This window comes from Methylobacterium oryzihabitans (assembly GCF_004004555.2).
GTDB classification, from domain to species: domain Bacteria; phylum Pseudomonadota; class Alphaproteobacteria; order Rhizobiales; family Beijerinckiaceae; genus Methylobacterium; species Methylobacterium oryzihabitans.
The window spans coordinates 159,812-175,863 of record NZ_SACP01000007.1 but is presented as its reverse complement, the minus strand read 5'-3'; the positions used below and the strand labels follow the sequence as shown (position 1 = coordinate 175,863).

12 protein-coding genes are annotated in these 16,052 nt (G+C 70.3%); 3 read left to right on the top strand and 9 right to left on the bottom strand.

What is annotated here, in order from left to right:
- Positions 1-21: 21 nt before the first annotated feature.
- The 6 genes from EOE48_RS09535 to tauA all read right to left on the bottom strand — a co-directional run bounded on the left by EOE48_RS09535 (position 22) and on the right by tauA (position 6,067).
- Positions 22-1,404, bottom strand: coding sequence for an aminotransferase family protein (locus EOE48_RS09535; protein ID WP_127728560.1), 1,383 nt, complete (start codon positions 1,402-1,404; stop codon positions 22-24).
- 179 nt (positions 1,405-1,583) lie between these two features.
- A complete protein-coding gene (locus EOE48_RS09530) occupies positions 1,584-2,345 on the bottom strand; it encodes an SDR family NAD(P)-dependent oxidoreductase (RefSeq protein ID WP_127728559.1) in 762 nt (253 codons plus the stop codon).
- A 74-nt stretch (positions 2,346-2,419) separates the two neighbouring features.
- Positions 2,420-3,175 (bottom strand): TSUP family transporter, encoded by a 756-nt coding sequence (locus EOE48_RS09525; protein ID WP_127728558.1) that lies wholly within the window; start codon positions 3,173-3,175, stop codon positions 2,420-2,422.
- A 27-nt stretch (positions 3,176-3,202) separates the two neighbouring features.
- Positions 3,203-4,096 carry an ABC transporter permease subunit gene (locus EOE48_RS09520; protein WP_127728557.1) on the bottom strand — a complete coding sequence of 298 codons (894 nt, stop codon included), beginning with the start codon at positions 4,094-4,096 and terminating at the stop codon, positions 3,203-3,205.
- Positions 4,093-4,926 (bottom strand): taurine ABC transporter ATP-binding protein, encoded by an 834-nt coding sequence (locus tag EOE48_RS09515; RefSeq protein ID WP_127728556.1) that lies wholly within the window; start codon positions 4,924-4,926, stop codon positions 4,093-4,095. Before EOE48_RS09515 ends, EOE48_RS09520 begins: the two co-directional genes overlap by 4 nt.
- Positions 4,927-4,972: 46 nt before the next feature.
- Entirely contained in the window at positions 4,973-6,067 is a 1,095-nt protein-coding gene (gene tauA / locus EOE48_RS09510) for a taurine ABC transporter substrate-binding protein (protein WP_246154072.1), read from the bottom strand.
- A gap of 233 nt (positions 6,068-6,300) precedes the next feature.
- Between tauA and EOE48_RS09505 the strand changes: the two genes are divergently transcribed.
- The 3 genes from EOE48_RS09505 to EOE48_RS09495 all read left to right on the top strand — a co-directional run bounded on the left by EOE48_RS09505 (position 6,301) and on the right by EOE48_RS09495 (position 11,748).
- Positions 6,301-7,776, top strand: coding sequence for an aminotransferase-like domain-containing protein (locus tag EOE48_RS09505; protein WP_187371362.1), 1,476 nt, complete (start codon positions 6,301-6,303; stop codon positions 7,774-7,776).
- Between the two features lie 91 nt (positions 7,777-7,867).
- The gene (locus EOE48_RS09500) at positions 7,868-8,143 is read left to right on the top strand and encodes a hypothetical protein (protein ID WP_127728555.1); all 276 of its coding nucleotides are present in this window, start codon (positions 7,868-7,870) and stop codon (positions 8,141-8,143) included.
- 743 nt (positions 8,144-8,886) lie between these two features.
- The gene (locus EOE48_RS09495) at positions 8,887-11,748 is read left to right on the top strand and encodes an ATP-binding protein (RefSeq protein ID WP_127728554.1); all 2,862 of its coding nucleotides are present in this window, start codon (positions 8,887-8,889) and stop codon (positions 11,746-11,748) included.
- Positions 11,749-11,759: 11 nt separating this feature from the next.
- Here EOE48_RS09495 and EOE48_RS09490 read toward each other — a convergent pair whose 3' ends face one another.
- The 3 genes from EOE48_RS09490 to paoC all read right to left on the bottom strand — a co-directional run bounded on the left by EOE48_RS09490 (position 11,760) and on the right by paoC (position 16,051).
- Positions 11,760-12,872: an alkene reductase gene (locus tag EOE48_RS09490; RefSeq protein WP_127728553.1), complete on the bottom strand. Its 1,113-nt coding sequence runs from the start codon at positions 12,870-12,872 to the stop codon at positions 11,760-11,762.
- Positions 12,873-13,285: 413 nt separating this feature from the next.
- The gene (locus tag EOE48_RS09485) at positions 13,286-13,801 is read right to left on the bottom strand and encodes a VOC family protein (RefSeq protein WP_127728552.1); all 516 of its coding nucleotides are present in this window, start codon (positions 13,799-13,801) and stop codon (positions 13,286-13,288) included.
- Positions 13,802-13,837: 36 nt separating this feature from the next.
- Complete coding sequence (gene paoC / locus EOE48_RS09480; protein ID WP_127728551.1) at positions 13,838-16,051, bottom strand: aldehyde oxidoreductase molybdenum-binding subunit PaoC; 2,214 nt, start codon at positions 16,049-16,051, stop codon at positions 13,838-13,840.
- Between the last annotated feature and the right edge of the window lies 1 nt (position 16,052).

Sequence of the window (16,052 nt, the reverse complement as noted above, 5' to 3'; positions counted from 1 at the left end):
GCGGATCGGGCCCGCGGCGCTTCAGGCGAAGACCCGCCCGAGCGCCGCGTCGATCGCCGCGACGATCCGGTCGATGTCGTCCGGGGTCGCGATCAGGGCCGGGCTCAGGCACAGGGTGTTGTTGAGCCCGGCCAGCGAGCGGTTGGTGGCACCGATGATGACGCCGTGCGCCATGCAATCCGCCACCACAGCCTGGACCCGCCTCTCCTCGGCCGGCTCCTTCGTGGCGCGGTCGGCCACCAGCTCGGCGCCGCAGAACAGCCCCTTGCCGCGCACATCGCCGATGACCGGGTGGCGCTCGGAGAGGGTGTGGAGGCCGGCCATCAGCCGCTCGCCCATCGCCACCGTGTTCTCGAGCAGGCCCTCTTCCTCGATGATCCGCATGTTCTCGATCGCGGCGGCCGGGCCGGCGGTGCAGCCGCCGAAGGTCGAGATGTCGCGAAAGTACGACATCGGGTCGGCGGCGTCGTCCTTGAACAGCGAGAACACCGCCTCGGTCGTCGTCGTGCAGGCGATCGCCGCGTAGCCCGAGGCCACGCCCTTGGCCATCGTCACGAAATCCGGCTGCACGCCGTAATGCTGGTAGCCGAACCAGGCGCCGGTGCGGCCCATGCCGCAGACCACTTCGTCGATGTGGATCAGGATCTCGTGCCGGCGGCAGATGTCCTGCACCTTCTCCCAGTAACCCCGAGGCGGGGTGATCACGCCGCCGCCGGCGGTGACGGGTTCGAGGCAGATCGCCCCGATGCTGTCGGCCCCCTCGCGCAGGATCACCGCCTCGATGGCGTCGGCGGCCCTCTCGCCGTAATTCTCCACCGAACCCCACTGGCTGCGGTATTCGAGGCAGTGCGGCACCATCACGAAGCCGTCCGGGAACGGTCCGTACTGGTCGCGGCGCTGGTCCTGGCCGGCCGCCGCGAGCGCCCCGATCGTGGTGCCGTGATAGTCGCGCTCGCGGTAGAGGATCTTCGCCTTGCGCCCGCCATGGTGCCGGTGCGCGATCTGGCGCACCATCTTGAACACCTTCTCGTTCGCCTCCGACCCCGAGTTCGAATAGTAGACCCGGCTCATCCCGGGCATCTTCTCGATCAGCCGCTCGGAGAACAGGGCGGCCGGCACCGAGCCGGCGGAGCCGGCGAAGTAGTTGAGCTTGACCAGCTGGTCGCGCACCGCGTCGGCGATGCGGGTGCGGCCGTAGCCGACATTGACGGTCCAGACGCCGCCCGCGACCGCGTCGAGGTATTCGCGGCCGGTCGCGTCCCAGACCCGCATCCCCTTGCCCTCGACCATCACCCGCGGGTCGGCGGTCTCGTAGGCCTTGTGCTGCGAGAGGTGGTGCCAGACATGGGCCCGGTCGGCCTCGATGACGTGACGCAGATCGTTGGCGCGGTGCATGTGGTTCATGGAGCGGTTCCTTCCGGAAGAGGCGGGGCTAAGCAGCCTTGCGTTGGCAAGCCAACGCTTCGTCCGCTCAGGTCATTGTTTTGCCGCAGATTTTTGTCGCAAAACCGGCAACCGCCTTTGCGAAATCTGCTTAGGTGCGGGTCGGCCGGCGGCCCCCGGGATCGTGATCGGATCTCGTCTCAGGCCGCCGGGTCGCGCTGGATCGCGAAGGGCGCCCAGGACTGGGTCACCGGCATGATCTCCACGCTGTTGATGTTGACGTGACCGGGCAGCGAGGCGACCCAGCCGACGGTCTCGGCGATGTCCTCGGGCCGGAGCGGATGCGCGCCCTTGTAGAGGGCATCGTGGGCGGCCTGGCTTCCGCCGGTGCGGACCAGCGTGAACTCGCTCTCGGACAGGCCGGGCTCGATGGAGGTGACCCGCACGCCCTTCGCCGAGAGGTCGCAGCGCAGCCCCAGCGAGAACTGCCGGACGAAGGCCTTGGTCCCGCCGTACACGTTGCCGCCCGGATAGGGCCAGTTCGACGCGATCGAGGCGAGGTTCACGACGAGGCCGCGACCGGCGATCAGCCGGTCGAGGAGAAGCCGGGTGATCGTGACGAGGCCGACGACGTTGGTGTCGATCATCGTCCGCCACTGGGCGAGGTCGCAATCCTGCGCCGGCCCGGTGCCGAGGGCGAGCCCCGCATTGTTGACGAGCAGCGAGATCTCCGCGAAGGCCGGCGGCAGCGCGGCGAGCGCGTCCCGGGTCGCGGCCTCGTCGCGGATGTCGAAGGCCAGCGGGTGGGCGCGCTCGCTCCCGCCGAGCGCCGCCACCAGGGCGTCGAGCCGGTCGCGGCGGCGGCCGGTCACCACGAGGCGCCAGCCGTCGCGGGCGAGACGACGGGCGATGGCGTCGCCGAAGCCGGCGGTGGCTCCGGTGACGAGAGCGATCTTCGACATGAGGGACTCCGAAGGCGAGCGGGTGCATGACGGCGACAGGGAGGGCGGATCCCGGCTCCTGGACGGCCCGGTGCCTATCCGCGCCCGAGGGTGACGATGGCCTGGACGAGACCCGTCGCGGCGATGCCGGCGAGGCCCCCCGAGGCGAGGCGGCGCCATGCCGCCGCGGAGAGGCGGGCCGAGAGCCGAGTGCCGGCGCCGAAGCCCAGGAGCGTCGGCATCCCGTAGAGGAGGACGAGGTCCCAGACACCCGGCTCGATGGCCCCGAGGAGGCCGCGGCCGGCGAGCCCGAGGATGTCCGCCGCGCCGAAGAAGACCGCGAGCGCCCCCTTGAGCCGGCCGCGGTCGGCGCCGCTGGCGAGCAGCCAGGCCGAGATCAGCGGACCGCCGACCGCGAAGGCGCTGATCAGCCCGCCGACCAGGAAGGCGACGGCGATGCCGAGGCGGCGGTCGGCGAGCCAGGCCGGTGGCCGGCGCACCAGCGCGACGCCAGCGGCCCCGAGCACCGCCACGGTCACGACGAGCCGCGCCGTCGTCTCGTCCAGGCCGACCGCGAGGGGGCCGCCGCAGGCGGCGCCGGCGAGGCCGGCGGCGAGGAGCGGGCGCAGGACCCACCAATCCACCGCGATGCCCCGGCGATCGAGGAGGAGCAGGGCCGTCAGGACGAGATCGGCCCCGAGGAGAAACGGGATGCCGACCTGCGCGGAGGGGAGCAGCCCCAGGCCGAGCGCCGCGATGAGGCTGTAGCCGAAGCCGGTGACGCCCCGGAACGCGGCCGCGAGGAAGGTCACGCCGGCGAAGGCGAAGGCGGGAGTGGCGAGAAAGGACATGTCGCGGATCCCGGGCGGGGCGACCGGTCACACCTTGCCTTTCCAGGGGGTGAGGCGCCGTTCCAGCCGGCGCATCCCGAACTCGAAGGCGCCGGCGAGCGCGCCGATGACCAGGATGCCCATGATGACGATGTCGGTGCGCAGGAAGTTCGAGGCGTTGAGCACCATCTGGCCGATTCCGGTCGAGGCCGCGACCATCTCGGCGGCGACGAGCGTGGTCCAGCCGACGCCCATGCCGATGCGAAGCCCCACCAGGATGTCCGGCAGGGCCGCCGGCAGGACGACGTGGCGCACCACCTGGAGGCGGCTGGCGCCGAGCGCCCGGGCGGCGTTGATCTGGTCGGCGCTCGCCGCCGCGACCCCGGCCCGGGCCGCGAGCGCGACGGGGGCGAAGCAGGCGAGGAAGATCAGCAGGATCTTCGAGGTCTCGCCGATGCCGAACCAGATGATGACGAGGGGCAGGTAGGCGAGCGGCGGCAGGGGCCGGTAGAACTCGATGAAGGGGTCGAGGACGGCGCGCAGGATCGGGTTCAGGCCGGTGGCGAGGCCGACCGGGATCCCGATCAGGGCGGCGAGCACGAAGGCGCCGGCGACGCGCAGGAGGCTCATGGCGACGTGATCGAGGAGCGGCGCGCCGTCGATGCGCCCGTCCACCGCGTCCGCGAAGGCCTTCAGCACGCTGTCGGGCCGGGGCAGGAACAGCGGCCTGACGAGGCCGGTCTGCGTGGCGATGCCCCAGGCCGCGAGGGCGGCGGCCACCGTCGCGAGGCTGACCAGCAGCATCTTGGGGGCGCTGCCGCGCATCGCGGCCCGGCGGCGCCGGAGCGAGGACAGGGCGTGCATCGCCGAATCGGGGGTGTCGGTCGCGACCTCGCCCGGGGCGGCAGGGATGGGAAGGGCATGGGGGGCGGCGGGTCTCATGCGGCAGCTCCTTGGCCGGGTTCGATCCGTGCGGGATCGCTCGTCTCGGGATCCGTCCTCGTCCCGCCGTGGTCGTGGATGAAGCGCAGGACCCGCTCGCGCATGGCGATGAAGTCGGGGCTGGACTTCACCGCCCGGGCCTCCTCGCCGGCGAGGAAGCGGCGGCAGAAATCGAGCGGGATGACCTCGGCGATGCGCCCCGGCCGGGGCGTCATGATCACGAGCTTGGTCGCCAGGAAGATCGCCTCCTCGACCTCGTGCGTGATGAAGAACGCCATCTTCCGCGTCCGCGCCCAGATCGACAGGATCAGCTCCTGAACCTGCTCGCGGGTGAAGGCGTCGAGCGCGCCGAGCGGCTCGTCCATGAGCAGCATGCGCGGATCGGCGGTGAGCGCCCGGGCAATGCCGACGCGCTGCTGCATGCCGCCGGAGAGCTCGTAGATCCGCTTCCCCGCGAAGTCGGCAAGCCCGACGAGGTCGAGCATCGCGCGGGCCCGCGCCTCGCGCTCGGGCCTCGCCACGCCCTGCATCCGCAGGCCGAAGGCGACGTTCTCCAGCACGCCGAGCCAGGGCATCAGGGCGTGGCGCTGGAACACCACGCCGCGGTCGGCCCCCGGCCCGGTGACCGGGCGCCCGTCGAGGAGAATCCGTCCTTCGGTCGCCGGCTGGAAGCCGGCGATGCAGTTGAGCAGCGTCGTCTTCCCGCAGCCCGAAGCGCCGAGCGCCACCACGAACTCCCCCGGCTCGATCGTCAGGTCGATCCAGGACAGGGCGAGGGTCGCGCTCTCGCCCTCGCCGTATTGGACGCTGAGCTTGGCGATCTCCAGCATGGCAGTCTCCTTGAGGCGGCGCGGGGAGCGATCGGGGGCGGGCGGGTCAGCGCCCGGCGGCCGCCTTGACCACGTCGGCGGTGACGAAGGCGCCGTAATCGGGTGCGAGGTCGGGGACGCGCCCCTGCGCCTTCAGGAATTCCGCCGTCGACTTCAGCGCGGTCGCCGCACCGCCGCCGAGCCACTGCGCCGAGGCCTGCCCTTCGAGGGTCGGGAAGCGGTAGGCGGCGAGGCCCTCCGGCACGTCGGCGGGCGCGGCCCCGGTCCACTTGGCGATGGCCGCCACCTGCGGCGAGCCGGCGGTCCAGGAGGCGCCGTTGCGGGCGTAATCCGCGTCGGCGGCGGCGAGCAGCCGGACGAAGGTCGTGGCGAAGTCGGGATGGGCGGCCAGGAAGGCGTTCGTCGCCACGATCCCGTCGAAGGTCGCCTTGCCCTTGGCGGCGAAGTCGCCGGCCGAGGCCAGCACCGTGCCGGTCTTCTTCAGGCCCGTCAGCACCGGCGCCCAGATGAAGGCGGCGTCGATGTCGCCGCGCTCCCAGGCCGCCGCGATCTCCGGCGGGCGCATGTTGAGGACCCGGACGTCCTTGGGCCCCAGGCCCGCCTCCTGCAGCGCGAAGGTCAGCTGATAATGGGCCGTGGAGACGAACGGCACGGCGACCGTCCTGCCCTTCAGGTCCTTGATCGATGCGATGCCGGCGCCCTTGCGGGCGACGAGCTGCTCGGCGTCGCCGATGTCGTCGAGGATCCAGAACAGCTTGATCGGCAGACCCTGCGAGGCGGCTGCCGCGATCGGCGAGGAGCCCGCCTCGCCGATGTCGACGTTGCCCGAGGCCATGGCGCGGATCACGTCGCCGCCGCCGCCGAACTTGACCCACTTCACCTTGTAGCCGGTCTGCTTCTCGAGGTCGCCGCTCTCCATGACGACCCGGATCGGCGTCATCATGTCCTGATAGGCAAAGGTGACGGTCTTCTCGGCGGCCATGGCGGACGCGAGCGGGCCGAGCACCGCACCCATCACCCCGACGAGCGCGGACAGGCCCAGTGTCCAGCCGGTCCCGTTGACGATCCTGCCGCCGACACCCCTGACGATCGTCTTGCCGAACCTCTCGCAGGTCGCCGTGACGGTGTTCTCGATGGTCATGCGCGGGTCCTCGTGGAAGCCTTGGCTCTCAGGAACTCCCCTATGAAGGGCCGGCGGGCCCCGTGCCGAAAGATCCAGTTCGACCCCGTTTGGGCGCGGTCTGGACCAATGGCGCGGGCATCGCCGCTTTGTCGGGCACCTGCTGCCATTTTCCGATGGCGCGAGCCCACTCATTCGGCAGTGGAGCCGGCCCCGCACCTTCCTGGCGCCCGCCGATGTGATCTACTGGCGTCATGCCGAACGACATTGCCTGGCGGATGCTGTTCGGGGGCCGGTCCGGCGACGAGCCGGCCCTGCGCATCCAGGTCGGCCGGATGATCGTCGAGGCCGTCGCGGCCGGGTTGCTGACGCCCGGCGCGCGGCTTCCGTCGAGCCGCAGCCTCGCGGCCGAGCTCGGAATCGCGCGCAACACCGTCGTGGCAGCCTATGACGGGCTGGTCGACGCGGGCGTCCTCGTCTCCCGCGACCGCAGCGGCTGCTTCGTCGCGCCGGCGGCGGGGGCCGGGACCGGCGCGGAACCGGGCATGCCCGAGGCGGCGGAGATCTGGTCGGGCCGCTTCGCGATACGCCCCTCGCACCTGCCCCAGATCACCAAGCCGCGCGACTGGGTGCGCTATCCCTACCCGTTCCTGTTCGGCCAGTTCGACCCGAGCCTGTTTCCCGTCGCGGCGTGGCGGGAGAGCGTCAAAGCGGCCTCCAGCGTCAAGGAGATCAGCGGCTGGAGCTTCGATCGGGTCGACGAGGACGACCGCGCGCTGATCGAGCAGCTCCGCCTGCGGGTGCTGCCGCGCCGCGGCATCCTCGCCGCCCCCGGCGAGATCATGGTGACGATCGGCTCGCAGCACGCCCTGTCGCTGCTGGTCCAGCTTCTCGTCGCCCGCCGGACGACCGTCGGCCTCGAGGATCCGGGCTACACCGACACGCGCAACATGGTCGAGCTCGCCACGCCGCGGATCAGGTCGCTCGTTCGCGACGCCCGCGGAATCGTGCCGGATGCCGATTTCCGCGCCTGCGACGTCGCCTTCGTGACGATCGGCCACCAATGCCCGACCACGGCCGTGACGCCCCTGTCGCGCCGCCGCGAGCTCCTCGCCGCCGCGGCGCAGAACGACGTCGTCCTGGTCGAGGACGACTACGAAGCCGACCTGTCCACCGAGGCGGAGGGCGGCCTGCCGAGCCTCAAGAGCCTCGATGCCGACGGGCGGGTGATTCATGTCGGCTCGTTCTCGAAGGTGCTCGCGCCGGGATTGCGCATCGGCTACGTCGTCGCCCCGCCCCCGGTCGTCGACGAGCTGCGGGCGCTGCGGCGCCTCATGCTGCGCCACCCGCCCACCAACAACCAGCGCAGCCTCGCCGCCTTCATCGCGCTCGGGCATTACCGCACCCACCTCGCGCGCGCGGCGGACATCCTGCGCCAGCGTGCGGACCTCATCGCCGAGCTCGCGCCGCGGCTGATGCCGGCCTGCATCTTTCGTCGGGGTTTCGGCGCGAAGAGCTTCTGGGTCGAGGGCCCGCCCGGGCTCGACGCCCGCGCCCTCGCCCGGACGCTTCAGGACGAGGGTGTGCTGATCGAGCCCGGCGACATCTTCTTCATGGACCCGTCGCGAGGGCGCCGTTACCTCCGGCTCGGCTTCACGGCGATCCCGCTGCAGCAGATCGAGCCGGGCCTCCAGCGGCTCGCCGCCGCACTCGCCGCCCAGCCGGCGTGAGGCGGTCCGACGACGGGGCACCCGGGGCGGGCGCCTGTACGACCGGGCGTACTGCGAACTCGCGGTAGGAAGGCGGACGAGAGGCCCGTCCATGGGCGAGCGCAAGGCCTACGACAGGGCCGCGCCGTTCCAGGCATGGTGGATCAGCCAGTATCGCGACGAGCCGCGCGCAGGCCAGTCCGAGACGGAGGAGTGGTGCGCCGGGCAGGCCGACACGCTGCTCAAGCGACGCGGCCTCGTCGTCGATGAGGGCGATCGCGGCCAGCCAAGGAGGACCCCAGCCAAGGAGGACCATGGCCGCGGTCATGCAGCGAGCGAGCCTCGAGCCGGCCGCGGCGGCACGCGGCGAGCCTCTCGACGACCCTGAGAGCGAACCGTCGAGAGTGCCTGACGCGCCGGCGGGAGCCGTACAAGATCCCGCCATCGAGTGGACCGGCATGGCTCCCTGCTCGATCGTCAGCCTCCGCCGCTGCCACCGCCCCGTCGCAACTCGCACCAGCGGCCCCGGTCCTCGTACCCTGCGTAGCAAGCTGTCACACAGGCTCCGGCCATGAATTTCAACGGAGGCTTGCAGCTTGAACGATAATCTTCTTGTGCGCTGCTGGAATTGCTTGTTTTCAGAAATAGAAAGCATGACGTGATGAGAAATACAGCAGTGATGGCGGATCTCATCAGGTTACCCATGGACATCGACACGAATTGCAGATGAATATGTCGCGCGGTATACGATGTTTTGTCAATGAATTTTCCCTGTCGAGTTAGGGCGACCTCTTGATCCGACGCGGAGTCTCGCAACGTCCGCTTCCAGGCATCTCGGCATCGCAGCCACGACTGGACAGGTGTCACGCGAAATCCGATGGATTGCTTTGCAGTGCGGATTCCGGCTTCGCTCACGCCTGTGGAGCCTCCGGCTCCATCGCGCGGGCCGGTGATCGGGTTGTCGGAACGGATCGTCCGAAGATCGGACCACAGGACCGGAATGGACACTTTCGGGCGGGTCGACCGGGCGGGCGCCTGGGGGGCTTGACGACGTGACGGCGGTGCATCAACCGGCAGCTTAGCAAGATTGCCGTCTCCGAGTTTGGATAGGCAGGCGATAGCGACAGCTGAATGGCTACACGAGAAGGCAGAGCCGTCCGCTACATCTTCGGCGATTTCGTCCTGAGCCCGTCCGAGCAGCGGCTCAGGCGAGGCGAAAAGATCGTACGGCTTGGGGGACGACCCATGGAGATCCTGACCGCGCTCGTCGAACGCGCAGGACAGGTCGTCAGCAAAGAAGATCTCAGCAAGCGTGCATGGCCGCGGACGACGGTCGACGAATCCAATCTGAAGGTCAACATCGCGGCGATCCGGCGGGCGCTCGAAGCGCTGGAACCGGAGACGCGCTTCATCGCGACGGTGAGCGGGCAAGGGTACCGCTTCGTCGCGCCCGTCGACCTGACCCCCTGGCCGATCCCGGCAGCAGCCCGGCGCCACAACCTTCCGAGACCGGCGGACCTGCTCGGCCGATCGGAGGATCTGACCGAGATCTCGACGAAGGTGCTGCAGCGACCGCTGATGACGATCACCGGCCCCGGCGGTGTCGGCAAGACCAGCCTGGCCGTGGCGGTGGGGCACGGTGCCGTCGAGCACTTCCGGGATGGAATCTGGATGGTCGACCTGTGCGTCATCGACAGCGACCGGTACCTCGCGAGCGCGATCGCCCAGGAGATGGGCATCGCCATCCATGCGGACGATCCTCAGGCTGCACTGACAGCGGCTCTCGCGTATCGGCAGTGCCTGCTCGTCCTCGATGGCTGCGAGAACTCCCTCGATCAGGCGGCTCGCCTGGCCACACTGCTCGCCACTGCCGCACCCGGAATCCACGTGCTGGCCACGAGCCGGGAGCCGCTCCGGATCGCGGACGAGGCCGTGCATCACCTCCGACCCTTGGTGGTTCCGGCGGCGTCCGGAACGCTGGAAGCGAGAGAGGTTCTGACTGTCCCGGCCGTCGCGCTGTTCGTCGCGCGCGCGGTGGCGGCCGCTCCGGGCTTCGGCCTCCAGGACGACGACGCACCGACGGTCGTCGAGATCTGTCGTCGCCTCGACGGGCTGCCGCTGGCCCTGGAACTCGCCGCGACGCGGGTCGGGGCTTTCGGGCTCCGCGGCCTCCTTCGCGTGCTGAACGAGCGCCTGGACATCCTGGACGACGGCCGGCGGGCGGGCCATTCCCGCCATCGGGGCCTGACCGCGACGCTGGACTGGAGCCACGGATTGCTGTCGGCGGAAGAGCAGGCCCTGTTTCGACGGCTCTGCGTCTTTCACGGCGTCTTCCCGCTCGAGGCGGCGCTCGCGGTCGGTGGACCGTCTGGCGGGACCGAGAGCGGGTGCATGGGCCATCTGGCCGATCTCGTCGCCAAGTCGCTGGTCGTCGCGGTCCCTGGACGATCGCCGCGATACCGGCTTCTCGACACGACGCGGGGCTATGGATTGCGGCGTCTCGCCGAGAGCGGCGAGGGCGATGCGGTCCGTCGGCGGCACGCGGAGCTTTGTTTGGCGCAATGTCGCGGCGTCGCGGCACGGAGGAGCGCGCAGCCGGCCTCCGACCTGTCCGAAGATCTCCTGGTGCTGGTCCACAACGTCCGCGCCGCTCTCGACTGGTGCCTGACCGACCGACGCGATCCCGCCCTCGGTCGAAGGCTGGCGGCCGAGGCGCTCGGGGTGTGGGACACCCTCTCGCTGCTCCAGGAGCGGATCGAGGCGTGCGAGCGGTCGCTCGCGACGGTCGCACCCTCCGACGGTCCGGAAGGCCGGGACGAGAGTGCGCTGCGGGCGTCGCTCGCCGCCGCCCTGCTGCAGGTCGAGGGTCCGACCGCGCGGATCGCGGAGTTGTGGAGCGGGTCGCTCGCCCGCGCCGAACGAATGTCCGACCTCGATGGCCAGTTGCGGGCGCTCTGGGGCTTGTGCGATTTCAAGACCTGGGTCGGCGATCACCGCGCCTCGTTCGCCTTGACGCAGCGCATCAGGACGCTGGCGGCTGCCGGCCGCGATCACGCCGCCGTCGCGGCCGTCGATCGCTCTACGGCCACCTCGCTCCGCTATCTCGGCCGTCTCGACGAGGCGCGCGATGCAGCGGAGCGCCTGCTGGCCCGTGCGGCGCGCCGTGACGCTCCCGGCAGGCGGCTGGAAGATCACGGTCTCGTCGCGGCGCGGGGAACGCTCGCGAACATACTGTGGCTCCAGGGCCGACCGGATCGCGCCGTCGCAGAATCGCGGCGCGCGCTGGTCGAGGCCGATGCCGGCGGCCACGCCTTCGCCCTCACGAACGCCCTGGCGCATACGGTGATCCCGATCGCGCTCCATGGCGGCGATCTTGATGAGGCCGAGCGCGGTCTCGCCCGGCTCGGTCCCCACGTCGCGCATCATGCCATGCGGATCTGGCGGGTCATTGCCGATGGCCTCGAAGCGATCGTGAGCATCCGCCGGGGCGATGCGGGCGGACTGCACCGGCTCGAGGATGCCCTCGTCGAGATGGGGGAGATCGGCTTCCGGATGCGGCGCCCGGCCTATCTGGGCTCGCTGGCGAGCGGACTCGCGGCGCACGGCCGCCTTCCGGACGCGCTCGCTCGCATCGATGCCGCGCTCTCCGCCTCCGAGCGCGGCGGCGAACTCTGGTGCCGGCCGGAACTGCTGCGGATCAGGGGCGAGATCCTGCTCGCCTCCGCCGGTACCGATGGCGAGCCGGACGCGGCGCGGCACTTCCGGCAGGCGATGGAACTGGCCGGCAGCCAGGGAGCGGCGACGTGGCGCTTGCGGGCCGCGACGAGCCTCGCCGCGCTGGATGACCGGTATGGCGGCCGGGCAGCCCTCGCGGCGTTCGTCGAGGAGTTCGACGCGGCGCTCGACACGCCCGATCTCAGGGCCGCGCGAGCCCGCCTCGCCGGCGAGGCGAGACCCGGGAGCGACGCAGGCTGGCCGGTCTCCCTGGCCTGACGCCTTCTCGATCAAGCGACGGCCGCATGATCCAAGGTCGGATAGTCGGTATAACCCTCGGCACCGCCCCCGTAGAACGTCGCCGGGTCGGCCTCCGCCAGAGGGGCCTCGCGGCGCAGCCGTTCGACCAGGTCGGGATTGCCGATAAAGGGGCGGCCGAAGGCGATCATGTCCGCGTAGCCGGACGCGACCGCCTCGATCGCGTGCTGCCGGTCATAGCCGTTATTGGCGATGTAGGCCCCGCCGAACGCGGCGTGCAGCGCCTTGTAGTCGAAGGCGGACGATCCGTTCGGCCCGCGCGTCTGCCCCTCGACGCAGTGCAGATAGGCCAGTCCGAGCTCTCCCAGTCTCCGGGCGAGATGGCCGTAGGTCGCCTGCGGGTCGCTGTCGAGCGGGGTGTCGCCGACGGCCCGCGTCATCGGCGAGAGCCGCAGGCCGACGCGGTCGGCACCCCAGACCTCCGCCACCGCCGAGACGACCTCGATGGGAAGCCGCGTGCGGTTCTCGATCGAGCCACCGTAGCGGTCCGTCCTCCGGTTCGTGCTGTCGCGGATGAACTGGTCGAGCAGGTAGCAGTTCGCCGAATGCACCTCGACCCCGTCGAAGCCCGCCTGCTTCGCCAGGGACGCGGCGCGCCGGTAGTCGTCGATCAGACCCGGGATCTCGTCGGTCCGGAGCGCGCGCGGCATGGAGGGGGGTGCCTGCGTGCGACTCTCGAGGAAGACCAGTTCGCCCGCCTGGATGGCCGAGGCCGAAACGGGCGCCTCGCCGTTCTCCTGAAGGCTGACATGCGACATGCGCCCGACATGCCAGAGCTGGCAGACGATCCGCCCGCCGGCCTCGTGCACGGCCGAGGTCACGGGCCTCCAGGCCTCGGCCTGCGCCTCCGTGTAGAGGCCCGGCGTGAAGGCATAACCCCGGCCTTGCCGGGAGATGTTGGTCGCCTCGGTGATGATGAGGCCGGCTGAGGCACGCTGCCGATAGTACTCGACGGCGAGATGCGAATGGACGCCCTGCATGTCGGCACGCGAGCGCGTCAGCGGTGCCATCGCAACGCGGTTGGCGACGTCGATGGCTCCGATCGTCATCGGAGAAAACAGTTCACGATCTGCGGTCGTCGGCATGCGCGGAATCTCTCCTTGTCTCACGGGTTGCAGACGAGCGCGCTGACCGGCGGCGGCGATCCGATCGCTGCGCCCGCAAGCCTCGCCTGAATGGGAAATGGCTCCAAGTACCTGATTTCAGAATTGGATTTTTGGAGCGCGCCTTCCCTCTCCCGAGTGGGAGAGGGAAGGCGCGCCCAAGCGAAAGCCGCCTTCGACCGGAGCAACGGATCCAGACGACCACCGCCCGGTTTCATCCGCAAGGGACCGCAAAGCCGGTGAACGACTCATACGAAACCCCCTTGATCGCTCGGCGACTGCGTCGCAGTCGTTGTCGCGATGCGGATTCGGGCTTCGCTCGGGGGTGTGGAGCCGAAGGCTCCACCGCGCGGGCTCGCGATACGGTTTCCGGGACGGATCGTTCGGAAATCGTATCACTCCGCCCGGGCGGCCGTGTCGCTCCGGTTGGCATACATCAGTTCCGTCGAGTGGGAGTAGATCTCGATCAGGTTGCCCCAGGGATCCTCGCAGTAGACGGCCTTGAACGGCTCGCCCTCGAACAGCGTCCAGACCTTCGAGCGCTGCCTGCCACCCATCTCGGCGATCCGACGCGCGAGGCCGTCGACGTCCGGGTCGACCAGGCAGAAGTGGAACACGCCGGTCTTCCAGTAGCGGAAGTTGTCCTCGACGGCTTCCGATTTCGGCGTGACGAACTCGAAGAGTTCGATCCCGACGCCGTTCGCGGTGGCGAGATGGGATACGTATCCCTCCTCGAAGCGGTCACCGAAGATCCCCTTGAACACCTCGCCGATATGCGAGCCGTCGTGCCGGATGTGGAGGGGACCGATGATGTGACGGCAGCCGAAGGCTTTGGTGTACCACTCGGTCGCTGCCTTGATGTCGGTGACGGTCAGGCCGACATGAGTCACCGGAACGGGATGGTAGGACATCGCTCCCTCCAAGGAGAATCGCCAGGGAATGAGGCGTCAGGCCACGCGCGGCAGCCGGTCGAGCAGCTTGTCGAGCGTGATGGGATAGTCGCGCACGCGGATGCCGGTGGCGTTGTGGACGGCGTTCGCCACCGCGGCGGCCGCCCCGCACAAGCCGATCTCGCCGATGCCCTTGGCCTTCATCGGGGACGAGACCGGATCGGGGTGATCGAGGAAGACGACGTCGAGGTGCGGGATGTCGGCGTGGACCGGCACCTCGTAGCCGCCGAGGTCGTGGTTGATGAAGAAGCCGTGGCGCGTGTCGACGACGAGCGCCTCCATGAGCGCCGACCCGACCCCCATCGTCATGGCGCCGATCACCTGGCTTCGCGCCGTGAGCGGATTGAGCACCCGGCCCGCATCGATGACCGCCAGCATGCGGCGGACGCGCATCTCCCCGGTGAACCGGTCCACGGCGACTTCGGCGAACTGCGCCCCGAAGGTGGCCTGGACGAACTCCTTGTCGAGGTCGCCATAGGTGATCCGGTCTTCTGCTGTCAGCGGCCCGTCCTTCGCGGCGTCGAGGAGAGGCGCGCTCCGGCGTCCCGCCGTGACCATCCCGTCCGCGAACACGACATCCTCGACGTCGAAGCCGAGCCGCGCCGCGACGGTCGCCCGCAGCGTCGTGCAGGCGGCATAGAGCCCGGACGTCGCATTGTTCGCGCCGAACTGCCCGCCGGATCCCGCGGCTTCGGGATAGTCCGAGTCGCCGAGCCGCACCGTCACGGCCTCGATCGGAACGCCCATCATCTCGGCAGCCGTCTGGGCGAGGATGGTGTAGCTGCCGGTCCCGATATCGGTCATGTCGGTCTCGACCGAGAGCCGGCCATCCTGCTCGAGCCGGACCCGGGCACCGGACGGCATCAGCAGGTTCTGGCGAAAGCCCGCCGCCACGCCCATGCCGACGAGCCAGCGACCGTCACTCACGGAGCCGGGCACCGGGTTGCGGCGTGCCCAGCCGAAGCGGTCCGCGCCGAGCTCGAGACACTCGATCAGGTGGCGCTCCGAGAACCGCCGTTGCGGCCGGCGCGGATCGACCTGCGTGTCGTTCCGGATCCGGAACGCGACGGGATCGATGCCTAGCCTCTCGGCCATCTCGTCCATCGCGATTTCGAGCGCCATCAGGCCGGGGGCCTCCCCGGGCGCCCGCATGTCGTTCCCTTCGGCGAGGTCGAGGGTGGCGAGTCTCATGGACAGGTCGCGGTTCGGGGCCGCGTAGATGAGCCGCGTCGGCGCGACCGCCGCCTCGGCGAAGGCCCCGGGCAGATTTCCGTTGACGCTGTGATGAGCGATCGCGGTCAGCCGTCCGTCACGGTCTGCGCCGAGGCGGATCCGTTGAATCGTGCCGGCGCGGCGCGTGCCGTTGTTGGCGATCAGCGGGCGCTGCAAGGCGACCTTGCACGGGCGTCCGACGGCCTTGGCGCCGAGGGCGGCGAGAAGCGCGTCGCTGCGCATGATGAGCTTCGATCCGAACCCCCCGCCGATGAACGGCGCCTCCAGGCGGAGATCCTCCTTGGCGAGGCCGAGCGCCTGCGCGAGGCTGTTGCGGTGCCAGGACACGACCTGCGCCGATGTCCAGATCGTCAGCTTGCCGTCGCGCCACGCCGCGGTGGTGGCGTGCGGCTCCATCATCGCGTGGGTCTGGTCGGGGGTGCCGTAGCTCTCGTCCAGGGTCACGGGCGCGGCGGCGAGCGCCGCCTCGACATCGCCGATCCGGTCGACCACGGGGTAGTCCGGTCCGTCGCGGTCGGCGATCGGCTCGGACTTGGGGGCCTCCGCCGCCAGATCGCAGCGCGCCGGCTCTGAGTCGTAGTCGATGCGCAGGAGATGGGCCGCCGCGCGGGCCTCCTCGAAGGTCCCAGCCACGACGAGCGCGACGGCCTGGTGGTAGTGGCGCACCTCGGCGCCGCCGAAGAGGGTGAGCGTGGTCCGGAACCCCGGCGGAGCGGCGTCGTACTCCAGCGTCGTCAGGACCGCGAGGACGCCCGGAGCCGCGCGCGCGGCCGCGGCGTCGATCCGCGTCACCCGTCCGCGGGCGATCGAGGCGCCGACGATCCATCCATAGGTGGGATCGGCCACCGCATCGTGCCGCTCGTAGGCGTAAGGTGCCGTCCCGGTGACCTTCAGGGCGCCATCGATGCGCCGGTGGGGCCGACCGACGATCGTCTGAGCGTCGATGGGGTTCCGCCCGGCAGACGTATCGAAGTGCATG